The sequence below is a fragment of the Mycobacterium sp. genome, from assembly GCF_044223235.1.
Taxonomy (GTDB): domain Bacteria; phylum Actinomycetota; class Actinomycetes; order Mycobacteriales; family Mycobacteriaceae; genus Mycobacterium.
In genome coordinates, this window is record NZ_JBGAME010000002.1 from 95258 (window position 1) to 116845 (window position 21588).

Consider the following 21588-nt stretch of genomic DNA (forward strand, 5'->3'; position numbering starts at 1 on the left):
AACTGAGGCGGGGATGGGTAGGTTGGAGGACTGATGGACCACAACACCGACACCGGGGTACCGCGTCCGCAGCCGTCCCCGGCACATGACCCGGCGGGGGGCAGTCACGTCGAGCCCGGTCCTCAGGGCCGCACGGTCGAGCACCCGAGCGCCGACGACTTCGGGCACGCCAGGGTGCTGCCGCAGGATCGCGTCTGGTTCAAGAGGGCCGTTTTCTACGAGGTCCTGGTCAGGGCCTTCTACGACTCCAACTCCGACGGTGCGGGTGATCTGCGCGGCCTCATCGACCGGTTGGACTACCTGAAGTGGCTCGGCGTCGACTGTCTGTGGTTGCCGCCGTTCTACGATTCGCCGCTGCGCGACGGTGGCTACGACATCAGGGACTTCTACAAGGTGCTGCCCGAGTTCGGCACGGTCGACGACTTCGTCGACCTGCTCGACGCGGCGCACCGCCGCGGCATCCGGGTGATCACCGACCTGGTCATGAACCACACCTCCGATTCACACCCGTGGTTCCAGGAATCCCGCCGCGACCCGGACGGGCCGTACGGCGACTACTACGTGTGGAGCGACACCAGCGTCCGCTACCCCGACGCGCGGATCATCTTCGTCGACACCGAGGAGTCCAACTGGACGTTCGACCCGGTGCGCAGGCAGTTCTACTGGCACCGGTTCTTCAGCCACCAGCCCGATCTCAACTACGACAACCCCGCCGTCCAGGAGGCGATGATCGACGTCCTGCGGTTCTGGCTGGGCCTGGGTATCGACGGGTTCCGGCTGGACGCGGTGCCCTACCTGTTCGAACGCGACGGCACCAACTGCGAGAACCTGCCAGAGACGCACGCCTTCCTCAAACATTGCCGCAAGGTGATCGACGACGAGTTTCCCGGGCGGGTCCTGCTCGCCGAGGCCAACCAGTGGCCCGCCGACGTCGTCGAGTACTTCGGTGATCCCGACACCGGCGGCGACGAATGCCATATGGCGTTTCACTTCCCGCTGATGCCGCGCATCTTCATGGCAGTCCGCCGCGAGTCGCGCTTCCCGATTTCGGAGATCCTCGGCCAGACGCCGCCGATCCCCGAGATGGCGCAGTGGGGCATCTTCCTGCGCAACCACGACGAGCTGACGCTGGAGATGGTCACCGACGAGGAACGCGACTACATGTATGCGGAGTACGCCAAGGATCCGCGGATGAAGGCCAACGTCGGTATCCGGCGGCGGCTGGCCCCGTTGCTGGACAACGACCGCAACCAGATCGAGCTGTTCACCGCCCTGCTGCTGTCGCTGCCCGGTTCGCCCGTCCTGTACTACGGCGATGAGATCGGGATGGGCGACATCATCTGGCTGGGTGACCGCGACGGTGTGCGTACCCCGATGCAGTGGACGCCCGACCGCAACGCCGGCTTCTCCACCGCGACACCGGGCCGGCTGTACCTGCCGCCCAACCAGGACGCGATATACGGTTACCAATCGGTGAACGTCGAGGCCCAGCGCGACAATTCGGCGTCGTTGCTGAACTGGACGCGCGTCATGCTGGCCGTCCGGCGCCGCCACGACGCCTTCGCGCTCGGCGCGTTCCGCGAGCTCGGCGGCTCCAACCCGTCGGTGCTTGCCTATGTGCGGGAGCTGGCCGGCGAGGCCGGGACCGTGCTGTGCGTGAACAACCTGTCGCGGTTCCCACAGCCGATCGAACTGAATCTGCAGCACTGGAACGGGTACACACCGGTCGAGATGACGGGATACGTTGAGTTTCCCCGGATCGGTCACCTGCCGTACCTGCTGACCCTGCCGGGACACGGGTTCTACTGGTTCGAACTGCGGCAACCGGTCGGGGAACTCAGGGATAGCAGAGAAATGGAGGCGCAGTCATGACAGCGGCTGACCTGCCTCCCGCGGCGCTGCCGTGGAGCGACTGGCTGCCGCACCAGCGGTGGTACGCCGGGCGCAGCCGGGAACTGGCCACCGTCGAGCCCGCCACCGTGGTCACATTGCGCGACGGCCTCGACCTCGTCCTGCTCGACGTCGCCTACACCGACGGCTCGAGCGAGCGTTACCAGGTGCTGGTCGGCTGGGATCCGGCCGACGAGCTCAGCACGTCGGCGACGATCGGGACGGCGCCGGGCGCCGGAGGGGATCGGGTCGCCTACGACGCCCTCTACGACGCCCCCTCCGCGCAGTACCTGCTACGGCTGGTGGACGAATCCGCCGTCGTCGGGCCGGTGACGTTTACCCGCGAACCGGGTGCGGCGCTGCCGGTGGACGCCTACCCGCGGGTGTTCGGCGCCGAGCAGAGCAATACCAACGTGGTGTTCGAAGAGGCCGCGATCCTCAAGCTGTTCCGGCGGGTCACCCCCGGGGTCAACCCGGACATCGAATTGAACCGGGTGCTCGCCCGGGCCGGCAATCCGCACGTCGCCCGCCTGCTGGGGGCGTTCGAGACCGGACCGTCGGCGCTGGGGATGGTCACCGCGTTCGCGGCGAACTCGGCCGAGGGCTGGGATATGGCCACGGCCAGCACCCGCGACCTGTTCGCCGAGGGCGACCTGTACGCCGACGAGGTCGGCGGCGACTTCGCGGGGGAGTCCTACCGCCTGGGTGAGGCGGTGGCGTCGGTGCACACCTGCCTGGCCGGCGAGCTCGAGACGTCGACGGTGCCGTTCCCGGCCGAGGCCATGCTGGCCCGGCTCGGTGCTGCGGTCGCGGCCGTACCCGACCTGCGCAAATATGCCGAGCTGATCGAGGAGAGCTACCGCAAACTGGCGGAGGAGACCGTCGCCGTGCAGCGGATCCACGGCGACCTGCACCTGGGGCAGGTGTTGCGGACGCCGGAGGCGTGGCTGCTGATCGACTTCGAGGGCGAGCCGGGACAGCCGCTGGAGGAGCGGCGGCGACCCGACTCGCCGCTTCGGGATGTGGCGGGCATGCTGCGGTCCTACGAGTACGCCGCCTACCAGCGGCTGATCGAACGGGGTTCGGCCGGCGGGGACGGGCAGCGCGACAAGCAACTCGCGGCGCGTGCCCGCGAATGGGTGGAGCGCAACAGTGCGTCGTTCTGCGAGGGTTACGCAGCGGTGATGGGCGCCGACCCGCGCGATTCCGCGCACCTGCTCGCCGCCTACGAACTCGACAAGGCGGTGTACGAGGCGGGCTACGAAGCCAGACACCGGCCGGGCTGGTTGCCGATCCCGCTGCGCTCGATCGCCCGCATCGTCGGCTGACCGGCCCGCTAGAGCGTGACGATCCCGTAGTCGCCGATCCGGTCGATCAACACGTGCAGCTGGTCCTGTGACGAACCCAGCGTGTGCTCGATGGCGGTGAGCCGGGCCGCGTAGTGGCCGACCGGATACTCGGCGGTGACGCCGATGCCGCCGTGCAGCTGGATCGCCTCCTGGGCGATATGCCGGCCGGAGCGCCCGATCTGCAGCTTTGCCCTGGCCGCGATCACCGGGTCGAGATTGCCGTCGGCGATCGACATCGCGGCGTAGAGGTTCATGCTGCGGGCCAGCTCCAGTGAGACGTACATGTCGGCGGCCCGCTGGGTCAGCGTCTGGAACGTGTTGAGCGTGACGCCGAACTGCTTGCGTGTCTTGAGGTATTCGGTGGTCAGTCGCAATGCTTCCTCCATGGCGCCGACGGCCTCGGCGCACAGCGCCGACTGGATGCGGATGACGGCGTTGCGGATGGCGGCCGATGCGTCGGCCGCGGCGCCGAGCGGTTCGGCCGGGGTCCGGTCCATGTCGATCTCGGCGCCCCGCTGCCCGTCGAAGGTGCGGTAGGGGCGGCGGACCACCGTGGTGGCCGCGTCGGCGACGTCGACGAGGAACAGCCCGGTGCCGCCGTCGGGCAGGACCGCGCTGACCACCAGGGTGTCGGCGCAGTCGCCGGCGAGCACGGGATTCTTCGTGCCGGTCAACTGCCACGAATCACCTTGCCGGACAGCACTCGTCGCGATAACGGCACCCGGCGTCCGGTGGCCGGGCTCGGAGTGGGCGAACGCAAGCAGCCGCCGTCCCGCCGCGACGGCGTCGAGCAACGACTCCTGGTCGGCGCCCGCGACTTCGGCAATGAGGGTGACGGGGGCCAGCGCCGCGTGCACGATCGGTTCGGGGGCCAGTCTGCGGCCGAACTCGGTGAGCACCACCGCGATCTCGAGCTGCGAGGCTTCGACGCCGAGTGACAGAATCCCGGTGTCGGCCAACCGGTTCCATACATCCCTGCTCCAGCCCAGCTCCGTCTCCAGGACCTTGTTGCGGCTTTCCGTGTCATTGGCGGCGTAGCTGCGGGACAACAGGTCGCGGGTGGTGTCGCGCAGCATGACCTGTTCATCGGTCAGCGAGAAGTCCATGCCTGCCTCACAATCCGAGAATGGTGGACGCGATGATGGTGCGCTGCACCTCGTTACTGCCGCCGTAGATCGACGTCTTGCGGTAGTTGAGATAGTGCGGGGCGCTGCGCTGCGCCCAGGTGGGGGAGGAGATCGCCTCGCCGGCGTCGAACGGCAGCGTATCCGGGCCGGCGACCTCGACGAGCAACTCGGTGGCCAGCTGTTGCAGCTGGCTGCCCCGCAGCTTGAGCACCGACGACGCCGGGTTGGGTTTCCCCCGCGACGATCCGCTGGTCACCCTCATCTGCGTGAGTTCCAGTGCAAGCAGCTCGTTTTCGACCTCGGCGAGCCGTGCGGCGAACAGTGGGTCGGACAGCAGCCCGCTGTCGATGGCGTGCCGCTTGACCTCGGCGAGGCGCACCTTGGTGCGAGCCACCCCGGCGATGCCCGTCCGCTCGTTGCCGAGCAGGAACTTCGCGTAACTCCAGCCCCGGTTCTCCTCGCCGACGAGCTGGTCTGCGGGTACCCGGACGTCGGAGAAGAAGACCTCGTTGACCTCGTAGCCACCGTCGATCAGTTTGATCGGTCGCAGCGTGATACCCGGCGTTCCCATGTCGATGAGTAGGAAGGAGATCCCGGCCTGGCGTTTGGGCGCATTGGGGTCGGTGCGTACCAAACAGAAGATCCAGTCGGCGTACTGGCCCAGCGTCGTCCAGGTCTTCTGCCCGTTGACGACGTAGCTGTCGCCGTCGCGGATCGCGGTGGTCCGCAGCGAGGCGAGGTCGGAGCCGGCCTCCGGTTCGGAGAAGCCCTGGCACCACCAGATGTCGAGATTGGCGGTGGGCGGCAGGAACCGCTGCTTGATCTCCTTGGAGCCGAACTCCGCGATCACCGGCCCCACCATCTTGGTGTTGAAGTTCAACGGTTCGGGGACGCAGGCCAGCTGCATCTCGTCCATCCAGATCTGCAGCTGCGTCGGCGTCCAGTCCTTGCCGCCCCATTCGGCGGGCCAATGCGGCACGGCCAGCCCGTGGTCGTTGAGGATCCGGTGGCTGGTGACGATGTCGTCGCGGCCGACGGGAAGTCCCAGTCTCATCCGCTCACGGATCTCGACGGGGATCTCCGCGGTGAAGAACGTACGGAGCTCATCCCGGAAGGCGGCTTCGTCGTCGGTGAGGGCCAGCTGCATCAACGCCTCCTGTCGGGTGATGGCCTGACGCAAGACTAAACCACCGGTTGGTTGGGCGGCCTACTGGTCGGGCGCGTAACGGTCTCGCCGTGCCGGCACACCACGAATCGAACCCTCCCCGACCGAAGGAGATACGACATGACCATTTCCAGGACCCTTCCCACCCGCACGCGTCAGACCACTTTCGACGGCCTGGCCGCCGTGCTGGCCCGCTACGGCCTCGTCGCCGTGATCGCGTGGTTCGGCGGGCTGAAGTTCATGGCTTACGAGGCCGCCGGGATCCAGCCCCTGGTTGCGTCCAGCCCGTTCATGGGCTGGGTGTACGACGTCTTCTCGGTCGGCACGTTCTCGGCGCTGCTCGGCGTGTTCGAGCTGACCGCCGCGGCTCTGCTGGCCGTCAAGCCGTGGTGGCCGAGGGTGTCGATCGTCGGGAGTGTGCTGGCGATCGGGCTGTTCGTCGCGACCGTCAGCTTTCTGTTCACCACACCCGGCGTGACGGAGGCGTCGGCGGGCGGGTTCCCGGCGCTGTCGATGGTCGGCGGTTTCCTGTTCAAGGACATCGCGCTGCTGGGCATCGCGGTGTGGACGCTGGCCGACGCGCTGGCGTCGGTGCGCACCAGCGCCGCCGACTGATCGTCAGCGGACGAGGCGGCGCAGCAGGGCGGAGGCCGTGGCGACACCGAGCACCGCGGCCACCACCAGCACCGCGATATCGACCGCGGGGTTGAACGGGGTACCGATGAGCAGCCCGCGCAACGCGTTCACCTCGTAGCTCAACGGGTTGACCGCCGAAAGCCAGCGCAGCCACTCGGGCATCACGTCAACCGGGTACAGGGCGTTTGACGCGAAGAACAACGGCATGGTGATGGCCTGGCCGATGCCCATCAGGCGGTCCCGGTTGCGCACCAGGCCGGCCAGCGTCATCGACAGGCAGGCGAAGAACGCCGAGCCGAGCACCACCACGGCCATCGCGGCCAGGATCCGCAACGGGTTGACGGTCATGGCCACCCCCATCAGGTAGGCCAGCACCAGCACCCCGACGACCTGCACCACCGAGCGCACCCCCGCCGCGAAAGCCTTGCCGGTGATCAACGCCGAGGCGGGTGCGGGTGTGACCATCAACTTGGCGAGGATGCCCGCGTCGCGGTCCCAGATGATCTGGATGCCGTAAAAGATCGAGATGAACAACGCCGACTGCGCGATGATGCCCGGCGCGAGGAAGGCCAGGTAGGACACGTCGCCGGTGTCGATGACGTGCAGGTGGCTGAACGTCTGGCCGAAGATGAGCAACCACAGTGCGGGCTGGACCATCCGGGTGAACAGCTCGGTGCGATCGTGGCGCAGCTTCTGCAGTTCCACCAGCGCGAAGGCGTTGATGCGCAGCACGACGGCGCGGATCCGGCGCCAGCCGTGCGGCGCGCGGACGAGTTCGATGCGGACTGTTGGCTCAACTGACACGGCGTGCCGTCCTCCTGCTCGAGCGGACCTCGCGGAAACTCGTCTGGGAATCGCCGCCCGCGGCGAGATCGGAGCCCGCGTAGTGGCGGAAGACGTCCTCGAGGGTGGCCGTGGGCGATACCCCCGCCTTGAGTTCCGCCGGCGAGCCGACGGCCTGCAGTCTGCCGTGGTCCATCAGCGCCACCCGGTTGCACAGGACGTCGGCCTCCTCCATGTAGTGGGTGGTCAGCAGTACCGTCATGCCGAACTCGGCCTGCATGTTCTGCACCTGGGTCCACACCCCGTCGCGGGCGATGGGATCCAGCCCGACGGTGGGTTCGTCGAGAATCAGCAGCGACGGCCGATTGACCAGGGCCTGTGCCAGCTCGAGGCGGCGGACCATGCCGCCGGAATAGGTGCGCGCCGGTTCACGGGAAACGTCGAGCAGCTGCATCGCCTCGAGCGCCTCGTCGACCCGGTTGTCGCGCTCGGAGCGCGGTACGTCGTAGAGCCGGGCGAACAGCTCGACGTTCTGACGCCCCGTCAGCGCCGATTCGATCGACAGCTGCTGGGGCACGTAACCGATGTTGTGCCGGATGTCCATGGTCTGGCGCCGGCTGTCCAGCCCGAAGATCAGCACCTGGCCGCGCTGGGCCGGCGTCAGGGTGGTCAGCACCCGCACCACCGTGGTCTTGCCCGCGCCATTGGGGCCCAGCAGGCCGACCGTCTCACCGGCCCGCACCACCAGGCTGAAATCCTGCACCGCGGTGAAGTCGCCGTAACGGTGCGTCAGATTGCGGCATTCGATGGCAGCGGGGAGGGGGGCCCGATCGCTCATGGCTGCCTCTCGCGCAGTGCGTTCGTCATCTGGGCCAGCACCGCGAGACCGGCCCGCAGGTCGTCGATCTGGCGGTCGTCGAGTTCGTCCAGCACGGTCGACAGCGCGGCCCGGCGCGCGGCGCGGGACTCGTCGGCGATGCGCTGGGCGGGTTCGGTCAGGTGCAGTCGGCCCACCCGGCGGTCGTCGGCGTCGACGGTCCGGACGAGCAGGCCGCCGGCGGCCAGCTTGGATACCAGGGTCGACGCGGTGTTGGGCACCAGGCCGAGCTCATCGGCAGCCTCCCGGACCGAGATACCGGGCTGACGGCCCACCAGACGCAGCAGTTCGGCCTGGGACTGGGTCAACCCCGTCGAGTCGAAGCCGGGACCAGTGGACCGGCGCAGCTGCCGACGGAACCGGCCGACGATGCTGAACAGTTCACCGACCAGATCGGTGCGGGTCTCCATGACCCGAGAATACCTCTGATACAGAGGTATTTCGGCGCTATGGTCGGCGGATCGCTCAGGGCGCCACAGCGTCGGGCGACTCGGGCAGCACCTGCCCGCCGTCGATCGCGATGGCCTGGCCGGTGATGTAACCGGCCTCGTCGCTGGCCAGGAACGCGGCCGCGTAGCCGATGTCGTGCGGGGTGCCCAGGGCGCCCGCCGGGATGGCCCGCGCCATGCCGGCCAGGTAGTCCTCACCGAGGTCCTTGAGCCCCTCGGTGAGGATGTTGCCGGGCAGCACGGCGTTGACCGTGATGCGGTGCGGTGCGAGCTCGATCGCCGCGGTGCGCATGAAACCCAGTTGGGCCGCCTTGGACGCGCCGTAGTGCGTCCAGCCGGGGAAGCCGGTGATCGGACCGGTGATCGACGACGTCAGCACGACCCGGCCGCGGCCCGACGCGACGAGTGCGTCCAGACAGGCCTGCACGCTGTACACGTTCCCCTTGACGTTGACGTCGAGCACCTGGCTCAGCTCGGCGGGCGTCATGGTCTTGAGCGGGGCTTCCGGGAAGATGCCGGCGTTGGCGCACAGCACGTCGATGCCGCCGAACGCCTCGACGACCGCAGCCGCCATCGCCGCGCAGGAATCCGGATCGGTCACGTCGGCGATGACGCCGAGCACCCGACCCGCGCCGAGACCGTCGAGCGCGCCGACCGCGGCGTCGACGTCGTCTCTCGACCGGGCCGCGATCGCCACGTTGGCGCCCCCGGACGCGAACACCTCTGCGATACCGCGCCCGATTCCCTTGCTGCCGCCGGTCACCAGGACCGACTTATCCTCGACGGAGAACATGACGATCAGTGTCGGGCCTACCCGGGCGGGTGCGCCACCCGTGTCGTCGGCCGCAGCATGAAGTCGAGGAAGCCGTCGCGTGCGTCGGGCGGCACCTCCAGCGCCGGGCCGATCATGTAGAGCACGCCGACGCCCGCCGACATCATCACCATCGCCCGCAATCGGGCTTCTGCCTCGTCGAGCCCGTACTCCCTGAACGCCTCCCTGATGGCATCCAGCAATCTTTCATCGCTTTGCCGAACGTTGCTGGAGACCCGTTCGTCGGTCAGCGCCCACGCCCGCATCACCCGCTCGAGGGCGAGGTGCTGGGGGGCCACCAACATCGTCAGCATCACGGCGAGCCGTTCGCGGGGATCGGCGATGTGCGCGTCGATGAAGCCACGCCGATCCGCGTCCTGCAGGTCCCCCCAGGCGTCCACCAGGGCGGTGCGATAGGCGTTCATATCAGCGAAATGCCAGTAGAAGCTGCCTTTTGTGACGCCCAGCCGGTCGCACAGCCTGCCGATTCGCAGCGCGTCCGGCCCGCCCTCCGCCAGAAGCGCGAACCCTGCCTGGATCCAGTCGTCGACGGAGAGCGGGCGGCCGGAACTGCGCTGCGGCGCCATGGACGGCAGCATACGGGCCGCGCATGTTTCCGTCGTTGACACTTGCGAAAATTATTATGGCAACTTTGTGATCTGGGTCAAAGGGGCCGGGGGAATCACGGGAGAATTCGAGGAGGAATCACGGGGAATCAGATGATGCGGAGGCCGCAGCCGTGGCCACCCGGTAGTCTCCGCCGCTCGTCGGTTTCTACTCCCGGCCCGCCCGGCCGGTGGCAACGCAGATGATTCCGGTGCCGCAGTGGTGGCCACGGCTGCTCCCGGGCAAACGTACCATACCCACTGGTACGGCCGCTGTGTGAGCTGGTCAGGCGCGTTTCGTCACGGCCTGCAACACCACGACGGCGCGCGCGTCCACGCTGAGCGTCGCTCCTGCGGCCAACGCGGTGGGCTGGTCGTCCGCCTCGGCGGCGGTGTCGACCACCGGGAGCCACGCCTCTCCGAACTCCTTCGAAGGCAAAGCGAAGTCGATGGGTTCGTGGTGGGCGTTGAAGCACACCACGAAGGAGTCGTCGACCACCCGGTGGCCGCGCGGGTCGAGGTCGGGGATGCCGTGTCCGTTGAGGTAGACGGCCACCGACTTGCCGAAGCCCGAATCCCAGTCCTCTTCGCTCATCTCCGAACCGTCCGGGCGGAACCAGGTGATGTCGGGAAGGCCGACGGTATCGCGCTGGCGCACCGGGCGGCCGGTGAAGAAACGCCGCCTGCGGAACACTGGATGCGCCGAGCGCAGGGCGGAGACCTTCCGGCAGAACGTCAGCAAGTCCTCGTCGGCGTCGTCCCAGTGCACCCAGGTGATCTCGTTGTCCTGGCAGTAGCCGTTGTTGTTGCCCGCCTGGGTGCGACCCAGTTCGTCGCCGTGGCTGATCATCGGCACGCCCTGCGAGAGCAACAGCGTCGTGAGGAAGTTGCGCTGCTGACGCGACCGCAGCGCGTTGATCTCGGCGTCGACGGTAGGCCCCTCAGCACCGCAGTTCCACGACCGGTTGTGGCTCTCCCCGTCGTTGTTGTTCTCGCCGTTGGCTGAGTTGTGCTTCTCGTTGTAGGAGACCAGGTCGCGCAGGGTGAAGCCGTCGTGGGCGGTGACGAAGTTGATCGAGGCGACCGGTCGGCGCGCGGTGTGCTCGTACAGATCGGCCGAACCGGTCAGGCGATAGGCGAACTCGCCGAGGCTGGCATCCTCGCCGCGCCAGAAATCCCGCACCGTGTCGCGGTACTTGCCGTTCCACTCGGTCCACTGCGGCGGGAAGTTGCCCACCTGGTAGCCGCCGGGACCGACATCCCACGGTTCGGCGATCAGCTTGACCTGGCTGACCGTCGGATCCTGCTGAACGAGTTCGAAGAACGCGCTCAGCCGGTCGACGTCGTAGAACTCGCGAGCCAGGGTGGCGGCCAGGTCGAAGCGGAAACCGTCGACGTGCATCTCGGTCACCCAGTACCGCAGGGAGTCCATGATCAGCTGCAGCGCGTGCGGATGACCGACGTTGAGGCTGTTGCCGGTGCCGGTGTAGTCCATGTAGTAGCGCTTGTCGTTGTCGACGAGGCGGTAGTACGCGGCGTTGTCGATGCCGCGCATGGACACCGTGGGGCCGAGCTGGTTGCCTTCGGCGGTGTGGTTGTAAACCACGTCGAGGATGACCTCGATGTCGGCTTCGTGCAGTGCACGCACCATCGCCTTGAACTCCTGCACCTGACCGCCAGGGGTCGAGCTGCTGGAGTATTTCGCTTCGGGGGCGAAGAAGCCGATGGTGTTGTAGCCCCAGTAGTTCGACAGGCCCTTCTCGATCAGCGTCGAGTCGTTGACGAAGTGGTGCACCGGCATCAGTTCGATCGCGTTGATGCCGAGCGACTTCAAATGCTCGATGATCACGGGGTGCGCGACCGCCGAATAGGTGCCGCGGATTTGTTCCGGGATGTCCGGATGCGTCTGGGTGAGACCCTTGATGTGGGCCTCGTAGATCACCGTGTCGGCGTACTCGTGGCCGGGCGGGCGGTCGACACCCCAGTCGAAGAACGGGTTGATCACCACCGACATAGGCATGTCGGTCGCCGAGTCGTCGTCGTTGCGGCTGTCCGGGTCGCCGAAGTTGTAGCCGAACAGCGGCTGGCCCCAGGAGAAGGTGCCGTCGATGGCCTTGGCGTAGGGGTCCAGCAGCAGCTTGTTCGGATTGCAGCGCAGCCCGGCGCGCGGGTCGTTGGGACCGTAGACCCGGTAGCCGTACCGCTGTCCCGGTCCGATGTTGGGGATGAAGCCGTGCCAGACGAAGCCGTCGACCTCGGGCAGCGTGACCCGGGTCTCCGTGAAGCCGCCCGCGCCGTCCGGTTCGAACAGGCACAGCTCGACCGACTGGGCGACCTCGCTGAACAGCGCGAAGTTGGTGCCGGAGCCGTCGTAGGTTGCGCCGAGGGGATAGGCCTTGCCCGGCCAGACCTCCGGCGGCGGCGGGGCGGGAGGGCGCGCCGGTGCGGCGGCACGCGCCTGGCCGGCGACACGCATCTGGCCGGTAGCACGCACCCGGCCTTTGGCACCGGTGGGGCGGGCGGCTCGGCTCAAGGTGGTCCTCCAGATCGCTCTTGATCGATTCGCAGCTGACCAGTTGACGATACGGGTCGGGGACACCGGCGGGCATCGCGAGCGACCGTTCGGTCGACCCGGCACAGGTATGAGCCCGCTCACACGGCCGTCGGCGACCTGCCCGGATACCCGCACCGCCGCGACGCTGGTCACCGAGGTGGTGTGTCGACCATCACGTCACGCCGGATCAGCTGACTTCGACACCGGACCGGCGCAGCTCGTCGACAGCGGCCGCGGTGGATTCGGGCGCCACCCCGGCGGTCAACCCCAGCAGCACGCGCGTGCCGAAGCCCTCCTTGGCGGCGTCGATGGCCGTGGCCCGCACGCAGTAGTCGGTGGCGATCCCGACGATGTCGACCTCGTCGATATCGCGCAGTCGCAGCCACTCCCCCAGCGGGGTGCCCGCCTCATCGGCGCCCTCGAACCCGCTGTACGCCGCCGACTGTTTACCTTTCATGAACACCGCGTCGACGGCGGTCGTGTCGAGTTCGGGGTGGAAATCGACACCCGCGGTGCCCACCACACAGTGCGGCGGCCAGGAGTCCACGAAGTCGGGCTGGGCGGAGAAGTGCCCGCCCGGGTCCACGTGATGGTCCTTGGTCGCGACCACCTGGGCATAGCCGGGGTTGTCGGCCAGCAGTCGGCTGATGTTCCTGGCGACGTCCGTGCCACCCGCCACGGCCAGGGATCCGCCTTCGCAGAAGTCGTTCTGCACGTCGACGATGATGAGCGCCCGCATGGGCCCAACGGTATCGCCGTCGGGCCCCGTCGTGCCGGGCCCGTTGTGCCGAGGCTCAGTCGAGCCGTTGGTGAGCGGTCAACAGCAGATGGTCGAACGTTGCGCGCGGGGGCAGCGTCTCCTCGTAGGTCAGCCCGCCGAAATCGGTCAGCAGCCGCTCGGCGAGTGCGCGCAGTTTGACGTTGGTCTCCTGGGAGCGCCACTTGAGCAGTTCGAACGCCGCTTCGGCGTCGATGCGGTAGACCAGCATCAGCATGCCCTTGGCCTGCTCGATGGTCGCGCGGTTGCCCGCAATCTCGGCCACCGTCGCGCTGACCCGGGCCTCGGTCGTCGGATCTGGTCCCGACGGCGACACATCCACGTAAAAGCCATGCGTGCCAATAACATTGGCTTCGTCGGTGCCGTCGTACAACTGGTCACCTATGACCACGACGTCGTGCACCACGCCGTGGGTGTCCAGGATCCGGTGCCGGGTGCTGAACGGCTCGTGGGTACGTCGGATGTCGTCTAGGGTGGCTGCGACCTGGACGTAGTCGTCGGGATGCTTGTGCGCCAGCACGAGTGCGGTGGTAGGGGTCACCGTTCCCGGCTCGTAGCCGTGCATCATCTGCACCTGCTCCGACCACTCCCAACGTTCGTCGGCGAAATAGAAGCGGAACCAGCCCACCCGCTGCGGCGCACCACCCACCAAAGCCTGTTCCAGGGATTCGCTGCCCCGCACGTCGACACAGTACCGCCGCCTGCCTTGATCCGACAGACGCGCCCGACACCGACTGAGCCCCCGCCGGTGGCGGGGGCTCAGTCGGTGTCGGTGCTGACTACTTCACGTCCACATAGACCGTCTGGCCCGTGATCGTCGTCCTGATGCTGTTGCCGGGCCCCGCGGAGTCCGTGCGGCTGTACGTCTGGCCCGGCCGGACCGCGACGACGGTCGCCTCGCTCAGCGGAGTGGTGCCAACGCGGTTGACGACGACGTTGTAGCCCTGGGCCTGCAGCTGGCTGATGGTCTCTTCGGCGCTGCCGGGACCCGCGGGTGCCGCCTGCGCCGGTGCGGCGATACCGATGATCGCGGCGCCGATGCCGCCGGCCATGAGAGTGGCAAATCCGAGCTTCTTCATGGTGGTGCCCACATCTTCCTCTGAGTGTTCTCGGCGCCAGGAATCGCCCGGCGTCGAGCGTTTCGTGCTGCTTGGTTGTGCCGGTATGTTTTGTCAAACCGACAGGTCAGAGGATTAATTTCCGGTGGCGGGAATTGATCGGCGGCTGGCAGGAATGCACGCGCTGGGCACACCCGCCGCCGAGATCTGCACCCGGGTTGTCGAGTTCGCGAGAGCACAGCCCTGGCGCAGAACTGGGCGCAGCTAGTGCGTGGCGCGGACGGGGGCGTGGTGCGGCCCCCAACGGCCTACCGTGAAGGGATGAAACTGGCGGCGATGCGGCTGCGGCAACGCGACGGCATCACGTGCGGCCCGACCGTCGCCGTCGTCGCGGGTGCGCTGCTCGATCCGGACTACCGCGCCGCGCTCATCGAACCGGGGTCACCATCCGTCGCCGCGGCGGGCCGGCTGTGGTTCGCCGACGAACAGGCCCGCGTCCACCGCGAGGCGAACCGGTGGTGGCCGCGCAGGCTGGGCACCACCCCGATGGGCATGGCCCACGCGCTGTCGGCGTGCGGTCTGCGTCGCGGCGTCCGTTACGGGTGGCGGTTGTTCCGCGGCCGCCGCGACCGGATGCACGACGTGGTCCGTGCCGTCGGCGACGGTCTGCCGGTCGCCATGCTGATCGGGCGGTTCATCCCGCGGCACTGGGTGCTGATCGTCGAGGCGGATGACGATGTCCTTCAGTGCTACGAGGTCTTTCAGTGCTACGAGCCGTCGTCGGGTGAGGTGATGCCCGTCCGCATCGCCGCGGTGCGCCGCTCGCTGATCGCCGGGCTCGGCTACCCGCGTCCTTTCGCGTTCGTCCTTCCCCGCTGATCGCAACCGACCGCGCCGAAAGTACGGAAGATGTACGCGTTCATCGAGTGATCCGCAAACATCCGTACATTCGGCGAGGGGCGGGGTCCGGGTCCTTCCGGCAGTAGCACCGCAAAACCCCCGCGGACGACACCGGCACGGGGATATAGTCGGCCCGTGATCAGCGGAAATCCGCTGATGGGGCGGGACAGCGAGCTGGGAGTTATCCGTCGCGCACTCAGCGGGGTCGGTAATTATGCAGGGGTGGTGATCGTCGGCGCTGCGGGCGTGGGGAAAACCCGTCTGGCGCGCGAGGTCCTCGCCGGTGCAGTGACGGCCGGGGAGCGGACCAGTTGGATCGTCGGCACCGAATCCGCGCGTGCGCTGCCGTTGGGCGCCTTCACCTCGACGATCGACCCGGCGATGAGCGGCGCGCTACCCAACGTGCGCAGACTCATCGATTCGTTCCTGCCGCGCCAGCCGCAGCGACGCGCTCTGGTCGGTGTCGACGATGCCCACCTCCTCGACGGGCTGTCCGCGCACGTCGTGCACCAGCTGGCGCAGTCGCGCGGTGTGCGGTTGGTCGTCACGGTGCGGGCCGGCGCGGCCGAGCCCGACGCGGTCACCGCGCTGTGGAAGGACGGTCTCCTGTTGCGGCTGGATCTGCAGCCGCTGTCGGAGGACGCGACGACCGCCCTCGTCGAAACGGCGCTCGGCGGGCCGGTTGACGGACGCAGCGCGAAGCGGCTGTGGCGGCTGACCGGCGGCAACGCCCTGTACCTGCTTCAGCTGCTGAAGGACCAGGTGAGCGCCGGCCGGATCCACCGGCTCGCCGGGGTATGGATGTGGGACGGCAACGTCGCCGTGTCGCAGAGCCTCACCGATATGGTCGGCCGTCAGCTCGGCCTGCTCACCCCGGGTCTTGCGCTGGTGGTCGACGTGTTGTCGCAGTGCGAGCCGCTCGGCCTCGACGTGCTCTGCGATCTGGCGGATCGCGGTGATCTCGAGGAGGCCGAGCAGGCGCACCTGGTGACCGTCGAGCGGACGCTCGGGAAGCTGTCGGCGCGGCTGGCGCACCCGCTCTACGGCGAGCTGCGTCGGGCCGAGGCCGGCGAGATGTATCTGTCCCGACTGCGGGGGCGGCTGGCGCAGCGGCTCGCGGGTGAACCCGATGACGACATGCAGATGACGGTGCTGCGGGCGGCGCTCACCCTCGAGTCCGATCTCATGCCGGATCCGCAGCTGTACCTGAGCGCCGCGCGCGTGGCGATGACGCTTCTCGACCCGGACTCGGCGGACCGGTTCACCAGCGCGGCCGCCGATTGCGGTGCGCCCGAGGCGATTCCGATGCGCGCGATGACGATGGTGCTGCTCGGCCGCGGCGAGCAGGCCGAAGAGATCCTGCGCGACATCGGATCGGACCCGAGCGCGCCGTCGGGCGACGACGTCCACTACTGGGCGACATTGCGCGCCGCCAACCTGATCTGGATGCTCGGCCGGCCGCGAGAGGCCGAAGCCATCCTGGAGCATCTGGCCGCGGGTGAGGAGTCGGATGCGCAGCGGGCGGCTCGCGCCGCGGTCGAGGCGTGCCTGGACGCTGTCCTCGGCCGGTGCCTCAGCGCCCAGGAAAAGGCACGGGCTGCACTGGAATCCGGACATCTCGCGGATTTTCACGCGATGATGGCTTCGGTGGCGCTGATGATGGCGCTCGGAGCGCTCGGCGAGGTCGGGGATATGACGGCAGTGGCGCACGGTGCGGTCACCCGAGCCGTGCATTCGTTCCAGTCGTCACATCTGCGGTTCTGGTTCGGCGGTGTCTACGGTCGCGCCTGCCGGCTGACCGGGCGTATTGAGGAGTGCACCAATTCCGCCAGGGCGCTGGCCGATTCGGAACGAGACCTGCCTGGGCTCGCCTACGCCAACCTGGCGTACCTGCTGGGGCAGGCCGAACTCGCGCGCGGCGCCGTGACTGAGGCGACGCGACTGCTGCACGAGGCCCTCGCCGGTGTGGAAAACCACAGGGTGAGAACGGGTTTACATCCCGCTTGCTGTTTCTCTCTGGCCGAAGCGCACGCCAAACTCGGCCAGCACGAGGCGGCCCGCAGCGCCTTGGCCGAGGCGCAGGCGTGTGTGCCCGCGGACTATGTCTTCATGCAGACGAACCTCTCGCTGGCAACCGGATGGACACTGGCTGCCGGCGGAGAGCTGACCGACGCGATGGCGGTGGTACGCCGCGCCGCCGGGGACGCCCGTAGCCGTAGGCAGCCTACGCATGAGCTGGCGTGCCTGCAGGCGCTGACCCAGTGGGGTGACACCGCGGTGACCGGGCGGGTGCGCGAGCTGGCCGACGAGCTGGCCCTGCCGTTGGCCGATATCGTTGCGCGGCACGCGAAATCGTTGCTCACCGACGACGGACCCGGACTGCTGGCCGCGGCGACGGATTACCAGGCGCTCGGGGATCGGGTGACCGCCGCCGACGCCGCCGCCCAGGCCGCGGTCGCCTTCTCGCGGGGTGGGCAGCGCAGGCGCGGTATGTATGCGGCGGCGATGGCCCAGGAGCTGGCCAGGGAATGCGGTGGGCTGTGCACGCCAGCGCTGCGGAATCCTGCGGGCGAGCCGCTGACGAAACGCCAGCGCGAGATCGTCGAGTTCGTGATCGCCGGGATGTCGAATCGCCAGATCGCGGATCGGCTGTACATGTCGGTGCGCAGCGTGGAGGGCCATCTCTATCGGGCCTGTCAACGGGTGGGGGCGAACTCGCGCGAAGAGCTGGCCGCGATCATTCGGGCGGGGCCGCTGGGCCCGGGGTGAGCGACGACCGCATTGCGTCGGGTAGCACGTCAAACTATAGTCTGGACACATGTCCAGAAGGCTCGGAGTCGCCGCGTGACACGTTCGGATCTCGGAGCCCGCTGAGGATGCGCGTCGCGCTGCTGTCCTATCGAAGCAAGGCTCACTGCGGCGGCCAGGGCGTCTATGTCAGGCATCTGACCCGCGGGTTGGCCGAATTAGGCCACACCGTCGAGGTGTTCTCCGGCCAGCCCTACCCCGAGATGCTCGATCCGCGGGTGCGGCTCACCGAGGTCCCCAGCCTGGACCTGTACCGCGAGCCCGATCCGTTCCGGACCCCGCGGCCCGGCGAGATCCGCGACCACATCGACCTGATCGAGCTGGCGACGATGTGGACGGCCGGCTTTCCCGAGCCGCGCACGTTCAGCATGCGCGCCGCCCGGCTGCTGGCCCGTCGGCGCCACGAGTTCGACGTCGTGCACGACAACCAGTGCCTCGGAGCCGGGCTGCGCACGATCGCCAAGGCCGGCCTGCCGGTGGTGGCCACCGTCCACCACCCGATCACCCGCGACCGGATGCTCGACATGGCCGCGGCGCGCTGGTGGCGAAAGCCGTTGGTACGCCGATGGTACGGGTTCAGTGAGATGCAGAAGCGAGTGGCTCGCGGCATCCCCGATCTGATCACCGTGTCGACGTCGTCGGCGTCCGACATCGCCGAGGACTTCGGGGTCTCGCGGACTCAGCTGCATGTGGTGCCGTTGGGCGTCGACACCGAGTTGTTCACACCGTCGGACCGACGTGTCGTCGGCCGGATCATCGCCATCGCCAGTGCCGACGTGCCGCTGAAGGGCCTCAGTCATCTGTTGCACGCCGTCGCCAGGCTGCGGGCGCAACGGGATCGCTGTCATCCCCGAAATCTCCGCGATCTTGACGTGCAATTGGTATCCAAAGTCGGGCCCAACGGGCCGACCGCAAAGCTCATCGCCGAGCTGGGCATCTCCGATATCGTGCACATCTCCAGCGGTCTGTCCGACACCGACCTCGCCGACCTGCTGGCGTCGGCCGAGGTCGCGTGCATTCCCTCGCTGTACGAGGGCTTTTCGCTGCCCGCCGTCGAGGCGATGGCCAGCGGCACGCCCATCGTGGCCAGCCGGGCGGGCGCGCTGCCCGAGGTGGTGGGCCTCGACGGTGACTGCGCCCGGCTGGTGACACCTGGCGACGCCGATGAATTGACCGCGGTGCTGGGCGAACTGCTCGATTCGCCCACCCTGCGGCGTAGCCTCGGTGCAGCGGGACGACAGCGTGCCCTATCCGTGTTCAGCTGGGAATCCGTTGCGGCTCAGACGGTGTCGGTGTACGAACGGGCGATATGCTGACGGTGGACTTCGACCGGCTCGGGGTCGGACCCGGAACTACGGTCATCGACGTCGGCTGCGGTGCGGGCAGGCACACCTACGAGGCCTACCGGCGCGGCGCCGACGTGATCGCGTTCGATCAGGACGGGGCGGAGCTCGACAACGTCGACGCGATGTTGACGGCCATGCGCGAACAGGGCGAGGTGCCGCACACCGGACGCGCGGAGGTGGCCAAGGGTGATGCGCTCGAACTTCCTTACAGTGAAGGAACATTCGACTGTGTCATCGCATCGGAAATCCTCGAGCATGTGCCCACCGACGACCGCGCGATAGCCGAGTTGGTGCGTGTGCTCAAACCCGGTGGCGCGCTGGTCGTTACGGTGCCGAGGTGGCTACCCGAGCGGATCTGCTGGCTGCTGTCGCGGGAGTACCACAGCAACGAGGGCGGCCACGTGCGGATCTATCGCGCCAGTGCGCTGCGGGACAAGATCGTGGCACAGGGAATGCGCCACACGTATCGCCATCACGCACATGCGCTGCATGCACCGTTCTGGTGGCTGAAATGCGCTGTCGGAGTGTCGAAGCCGGACCATCCGGCGGTAGTGGCCTATCACCGGATGCTGGTCTGGGACATGATGAAGCGGCCGTGGGTCACCACGACGGCGGAATCGCTGCTCAACCCGCTCATCGGCAAGAGTGTTGCGCTGTACTTCGACAAGCCGGTGGTGGGCTGTGCCGGGAGCTGAGGCGCCGGGCGTTCCCGGAGTGCTGACTCCGGAGCAGTGCCGCCGTACCGCACTGTCGATTGCGGCGTCCCAGGAGCCGTCGGGTGCCATTCCGTGGTTCGAGGGCGGTCACACCGACCCGTGGGATCACGTCGAATGCGCGATGGCGTTGGGCGCGGCCGGCCTTCTCGAACCGGCGCGGGCCGCCTTCGAATGGTGCCTCGCTACCCAGCGGTCCGACGGTTCGTGGCCGATCCGGCTTCGGGACGGTCGCGCGGAGGACACCAACAGCGACAGCAACTTCTGCGCGTACATCGCCACCGGGGTGTGGCATCACGTGTTGATCACCGGGGATCGCGGGTTCGCCCAGCGCATGTGGCCGGTGGTCACCCGCGCCATCGACTTCGTGCTGGACCTACAGAGCGACGGCGGCGAGGTCTACTGGGCCAGAACAGAATCCGGGCCGGTGCGGGAAGCCCTGCTCACCGGGTGCGCGAGCGTGTACCACAGCATCCGCTGTGCGCTGGCGTTGGCGAATCACCTCGACGATCCCCAGCCCGAGTGGGAGGTCGCGGTCGGCCGTCTCAGGCATGCGATCGTCGAGCACGCCGAGTCGTTCCTGGCCAAGGACGCCCACTCGATGGATTGGTACTACCCGGTGCTCGGCGGCGCGCTGCGGGGCCGAGTGGCTCGGGCCCGTATCGACGAACGCTGGCGCGACTTCGTGGTGCCGGGCCTGGGCGTGCGGTGTGTGGATCATCGGCCGTGGGTAACCGGTGCCGAGACCTGTGAACTGGTGCTGGCACTGGATGGTATCGGTGATCCGGCCCGCGCGAGGGAGCAGTTCGCGGCCATGCACCATCTGCGTGAGGGTGACGGTTCCTACTGGACCGGACTGGTGTTCGACGACGGCAAGCGCTGGCCAGAGGAGCGCACCACCTGGACCGGTGCCGCGGTGATCTTGGCCGCCGATGCGTTGTCGGGCACGACACCGGGCAGCGGGATCTTCCGGGGCTCGGGGCTGCCCCGCGGGCTGGAGAGCGACCTCGGCTGCACCTGCGCGGTCAGAGACGGCTAGCCGCTGACCCGCTCGAGAATCCGCATCGAACCGGTTGCGGCCACCTCGGTGAACTGTCCGGAATCCAGTGCACGACAGTAGATATGGTAGGGGGCCTGGCCGCCGTCGGCCGGGTCGGGGAAGACATCGTGGATGATCAGCGCACCGCCTGCCTCGACCCACTGCGCCCAGCCGTCGTAGTCCTGCTGGGCCGCGGCCTCGGTGTGGCCGCCATCGATGAACAACAGCCGCAACGGCGTTCGCCAGCCGCGCGCGACGACGGCGGACTTCCCGACCACGGCGACCACGTGATCGTCGAGCCCGGCGGCGTCGAGCGTTCGTCGCAGTGCCGGCAGCGTGTCGAACCGGCCGGTGGAAGGGTCCACCAGGGAGGCGTCGTGGTACTGCCAGCCCGGTTGGTGTTCCTCGGAGCCGTGGTGGTGGTCGACGGTGTAGACGATCGCATCGGACTCGCGCGCCGCCGCACCCAACATGAGCGTGGATTTGCCGCAGTAGGTGCCGATTTCGACACCCACCCCACCGCGCAGGTAGCGTACCGCGGCGTCGTAAAGGGCGCGGCCCTCGTCGGCGGGCATGAAGCCGGTGACGGCGTCGGCCTGCGCCAAGAGCTGCGCCGCACGCGCTGGCAGCGCCGTGTCGGTTGGGCTCATGGGACAACCCTCATGGGACAACCACTGTAACCGCTGCCGGGCACCATCCG

Annotated in this window: 20 protein-coding genes; 8 read left to right on the forward strand and 12 right to left on the reverse strand. The window is 68.1% G+C overall.

Annotation, left to right across the window (positions count from 1 at the left end):
* The first annotated feature begins 33 nt into the window (after positions 1–33).
* A complete protein-coding gene (treS, locus tag ADBZ6K_RS03515; protein ID WP_526344471.1) occupies positions 34–1872 on the forward strand; it encodes a maltose alpha-D-glucosyltransferase in 1839 nt (612 codons plus the stop codon).
* The gene (locus ADBZ6K_RS03520) at positions 1869–3218 is read left to right on the forward strand and encodes a maltokinase N-terminal cap-like domain-containing protein (RefSeq protein WP_526344473.1); all 1350 of its coding nucleotides are present in this window, start codon (positions 1869–1871) and stop codon (positions 3216–3218) included. Before treS ends, ADBZ6K_RS03520 begins: the two co-directional genes overlap by 4 nt.
* Before the next feature lie 8 nt (positions 3219–3226).
* Here ADBZ6K_RS03520 and ADBZ6K_RS03525 read toward each other — a convergent pair whose 3' ends face one another.
* Positions 3227–4345, reverse strand: a complete 1119-nt coding sequence (locus ADBZ6K_RS03525) for an acyl-CoA dehydrogenase family protein (protein ID WP_526344474.1) — start codon at positions 4343–4345, stop codon at positions 3227–3229.
* 7 nt (positions 4346–4352) lie between these two features.
* Positions 4353–5513: an acyl-CoA dehydrogenase family protein gene (locus ADBZ6K_RS03530; protein WP_526344860.1), complete on the reverse strand. Its 1161-nt coding sequence runs from the start codon at positions 5511–5513 to the stop codon at positions 4353–4355.
* Positions 5514–5651: 138 nt separating this feature from the next.
* On the opposite strand from ADBZ6K_RS03530, the gene ADBZ6K_RS03535 reads away from it, so the two are divergent.
* Positions 5652–6146, forward strand: coding sequence for a YkgB family protein (locus tag ADBZ6K_RS03535; RefSeq protein ID WP_526344475.1), 495 nt, complete (start codon positions 5652–5654; stop codon positions 6144–6146).
* A gap of 3 nt (positions 6147–6149) precedes the next feature.
* On the opposite strand, the gene ADBZ6K_RS03540 is transcribed toward ADBZ6K_RS03535, so the two are convergent.
* The 9 genes from ADBZ6K_RS03540 to ADBZ6K_RS03580 form a co-directional block, all read right to left on the reverse strand.
* A complete protein-coding gene (locus ADBZ6K_RS03540) occupies positions 6150–6971 on the reverse strand; it encodes an ABC transporter permease (RefSeq protein WP_526344477.1) in 822 nt (273 codons plus the stop codon).
* The gene (locus ADBZ6K_RS03545; protein ID WP_526344478.1) at positions 6961–7788 is read right to left on the reverse strand and encodes an ATP-binding cassette domain-containing protein; all 828 of its coding nucleotides are present in this window, start codon (positions 7786–7788) and stop codon (positions 6961–6963) included. The genes ADBZ6K_RS03540 and ADBZ6K_RS03545 overlap by 11 nt, the downstream gene beginning before the upstream one ends.
* A complete protein-coding gene (locus ADBZ6K_RS03550; protein ID WP_526344479.1) occupies positions 7785–8237 on the reverse strand; it encodes a MarR family winged helix-turn-helix transcriptional regulator in 453 nt (150 codons plus the stop codon). Before ADBZ6K_RS03550 ends, ADBZ6K_RS03545 begins: the two co-directional genes overlap by 4 nt.
* A 55-nt stretch (positions 8238–8292) precedes the next feature.
* Entirely contained in the window at positions 8293–9069 is a 777-nt protein-coding gene (gene fabG, locus ADBZ6K_RS03555) for a 3-oxoacyl-ACP reductase FabG (RefSeq protein ID WP_526344480.1), read from the reverse strand.
* Positions 9070–9086: 17 nt separating this feature from the next.
* On the reverse strand, positions 9087–9674 hold the full coding sequence (locus ADBZ6K_RS03560) for a TetR/AcrR family transcriptional regulator (RefSeq protein WP_526344482.1): 588 nt from the start codon (positions 9672–9674) through the stop codon (positions 9087–9089).
* A gap of 304 nt (positions 9675–9978) precedes the next feature.
* Positions 9979–12168, reverse strand: coding sequence for a glycogen debranching protein GlgX (gene glgX / locus ADBZ6K_RS03565; RefSeq protein WP_526344861.1), 2190 nt, complete (start codon positions 12166–12168; stop codon positions 9979–9981).
* Positions 12169–12433: 265 nt separating this feature from the next.
* Positions 12434–12985: a nicotinamidase gene (locus ADBZ6K_RS03570; RefSeq protein ID WP_526344483.1), complete on the reverse strand. Its 552-nt coding sequence runs from the start codon at positions 12983–12985 to the stop codon at positions 12434–12436.
* 55 nt (positions 12986–13040) lie between these two features.
* Positions 13041–13706 carry an ANTAR domain-containing protein gene (locus ADBZ6K_RS03575; protein WP_526344484.1) on the reverse strand — a complete coding sequence of 222 codons (666 nt, stop codon included), beginning with the start codon at positions 13704–13706 and terminating at the stop codon, positions 13041–13043.
* A 97-nt stretch (positions 13707–13803) separates the two neighbouring features.
* The gene (locus ADBZ6K_RS03580) at positions 13804–14103 is read right to left on the reverse strand and encodes a hypothetical protein (protein WP_526344862.1); all 300 of its coding nucleotides are present in this window, start codon (positions 14101–14103) and stop codon (positions 13804–13806) included.
* A 300-nt stretch (positions 14104–14403) separates the two neighbouring features.
* Here ADBZ6K_RS03580 and ADBZ6K_RS03585 point away from each other — a divergent pair, with 300 nt between their 5' ends.
* From ADBZ6K_RS03585 to mmpH, 5 genes are all read left to right on the forward strand, one after another.
* Complete coding sequence (locus tag ADBZ6K_RS03585; RefSeq protein WP_526344485.1) at positions 14404–14961, forward strand: hypothetical protein; 558 nt, start codon at positions 14404–14406, stop codon at positions 14959–14961.
* Between the two features lie 156 nt (positions 14962–15117).
* A complete protein-coding gene (locus tag ADBZ6K_RS03590; protein ID WP_526344486.1) occupies positions 15118–17751 on the forward strand; it encodes a LuxR C-terminal-related transcriptional regulator in 2634 nt (877 codons plus the stop codon).
* A gap of 107 nt (positions 17752–17858) precedes the next feature.
* On the forward strand, positions 17859–19106 hold the full coding sequence (gene manT, locus ADBZ6K_RS03595; protein ID WP_526344488.1) for an MMP alpha-(1->4)-mannosyltransferase: 1248 nt from the start codon (positions 17859–17861) through the stop codon (positions 19104–19106).
* Positions 19100–19831, forward strand: coding sequence for a class I SAM-dependent methyltransferase (locus ADBZ6K_RS03600; protein ID WP_526344490.1), 732 nt, complete (start codon positions 19100–19102; stop codon positions 19829–19831). The genes manT and ADBZ6K_RS03600 overlap by 7 nt, the downstream gene beginning before the upstream one ends.
* A complete protein-coding gene (mmpH, locus tag ADBZ6K_RS03605; protein WP_526344491.1) occupies positions 19818–20888 on the forward strand; it encodes an MMP endo-(1,4)-3-O-methyl-alpha-D-mannosidase in 1071 nt (356 codons plus the stop codon). Before ADBZ6K_RS03600 ends, mmpH begins: the two co-directional genes overlap by 14 nt.
* Here the strand turns inward: mmpH and ADBZ6K_RS03610 are convergent.
* Complete coding sequence (locus ADBZ6K_RS03610; RefSeq protein ID WP_526344492.1) at positions 20885–21538, reverse strand: class I SAM-dependent methyltransferase; 654 nt, start codon at positions 21536–21538, stop codon at positions 20885–20887. The two genes, mmpH and ADBZ6K_RS03610, sit on opposite strands and share 4 nt — an antisense overlap.
* Between the last annotated feature and the right edge of the window lie 50 nt (positions 21539–21588).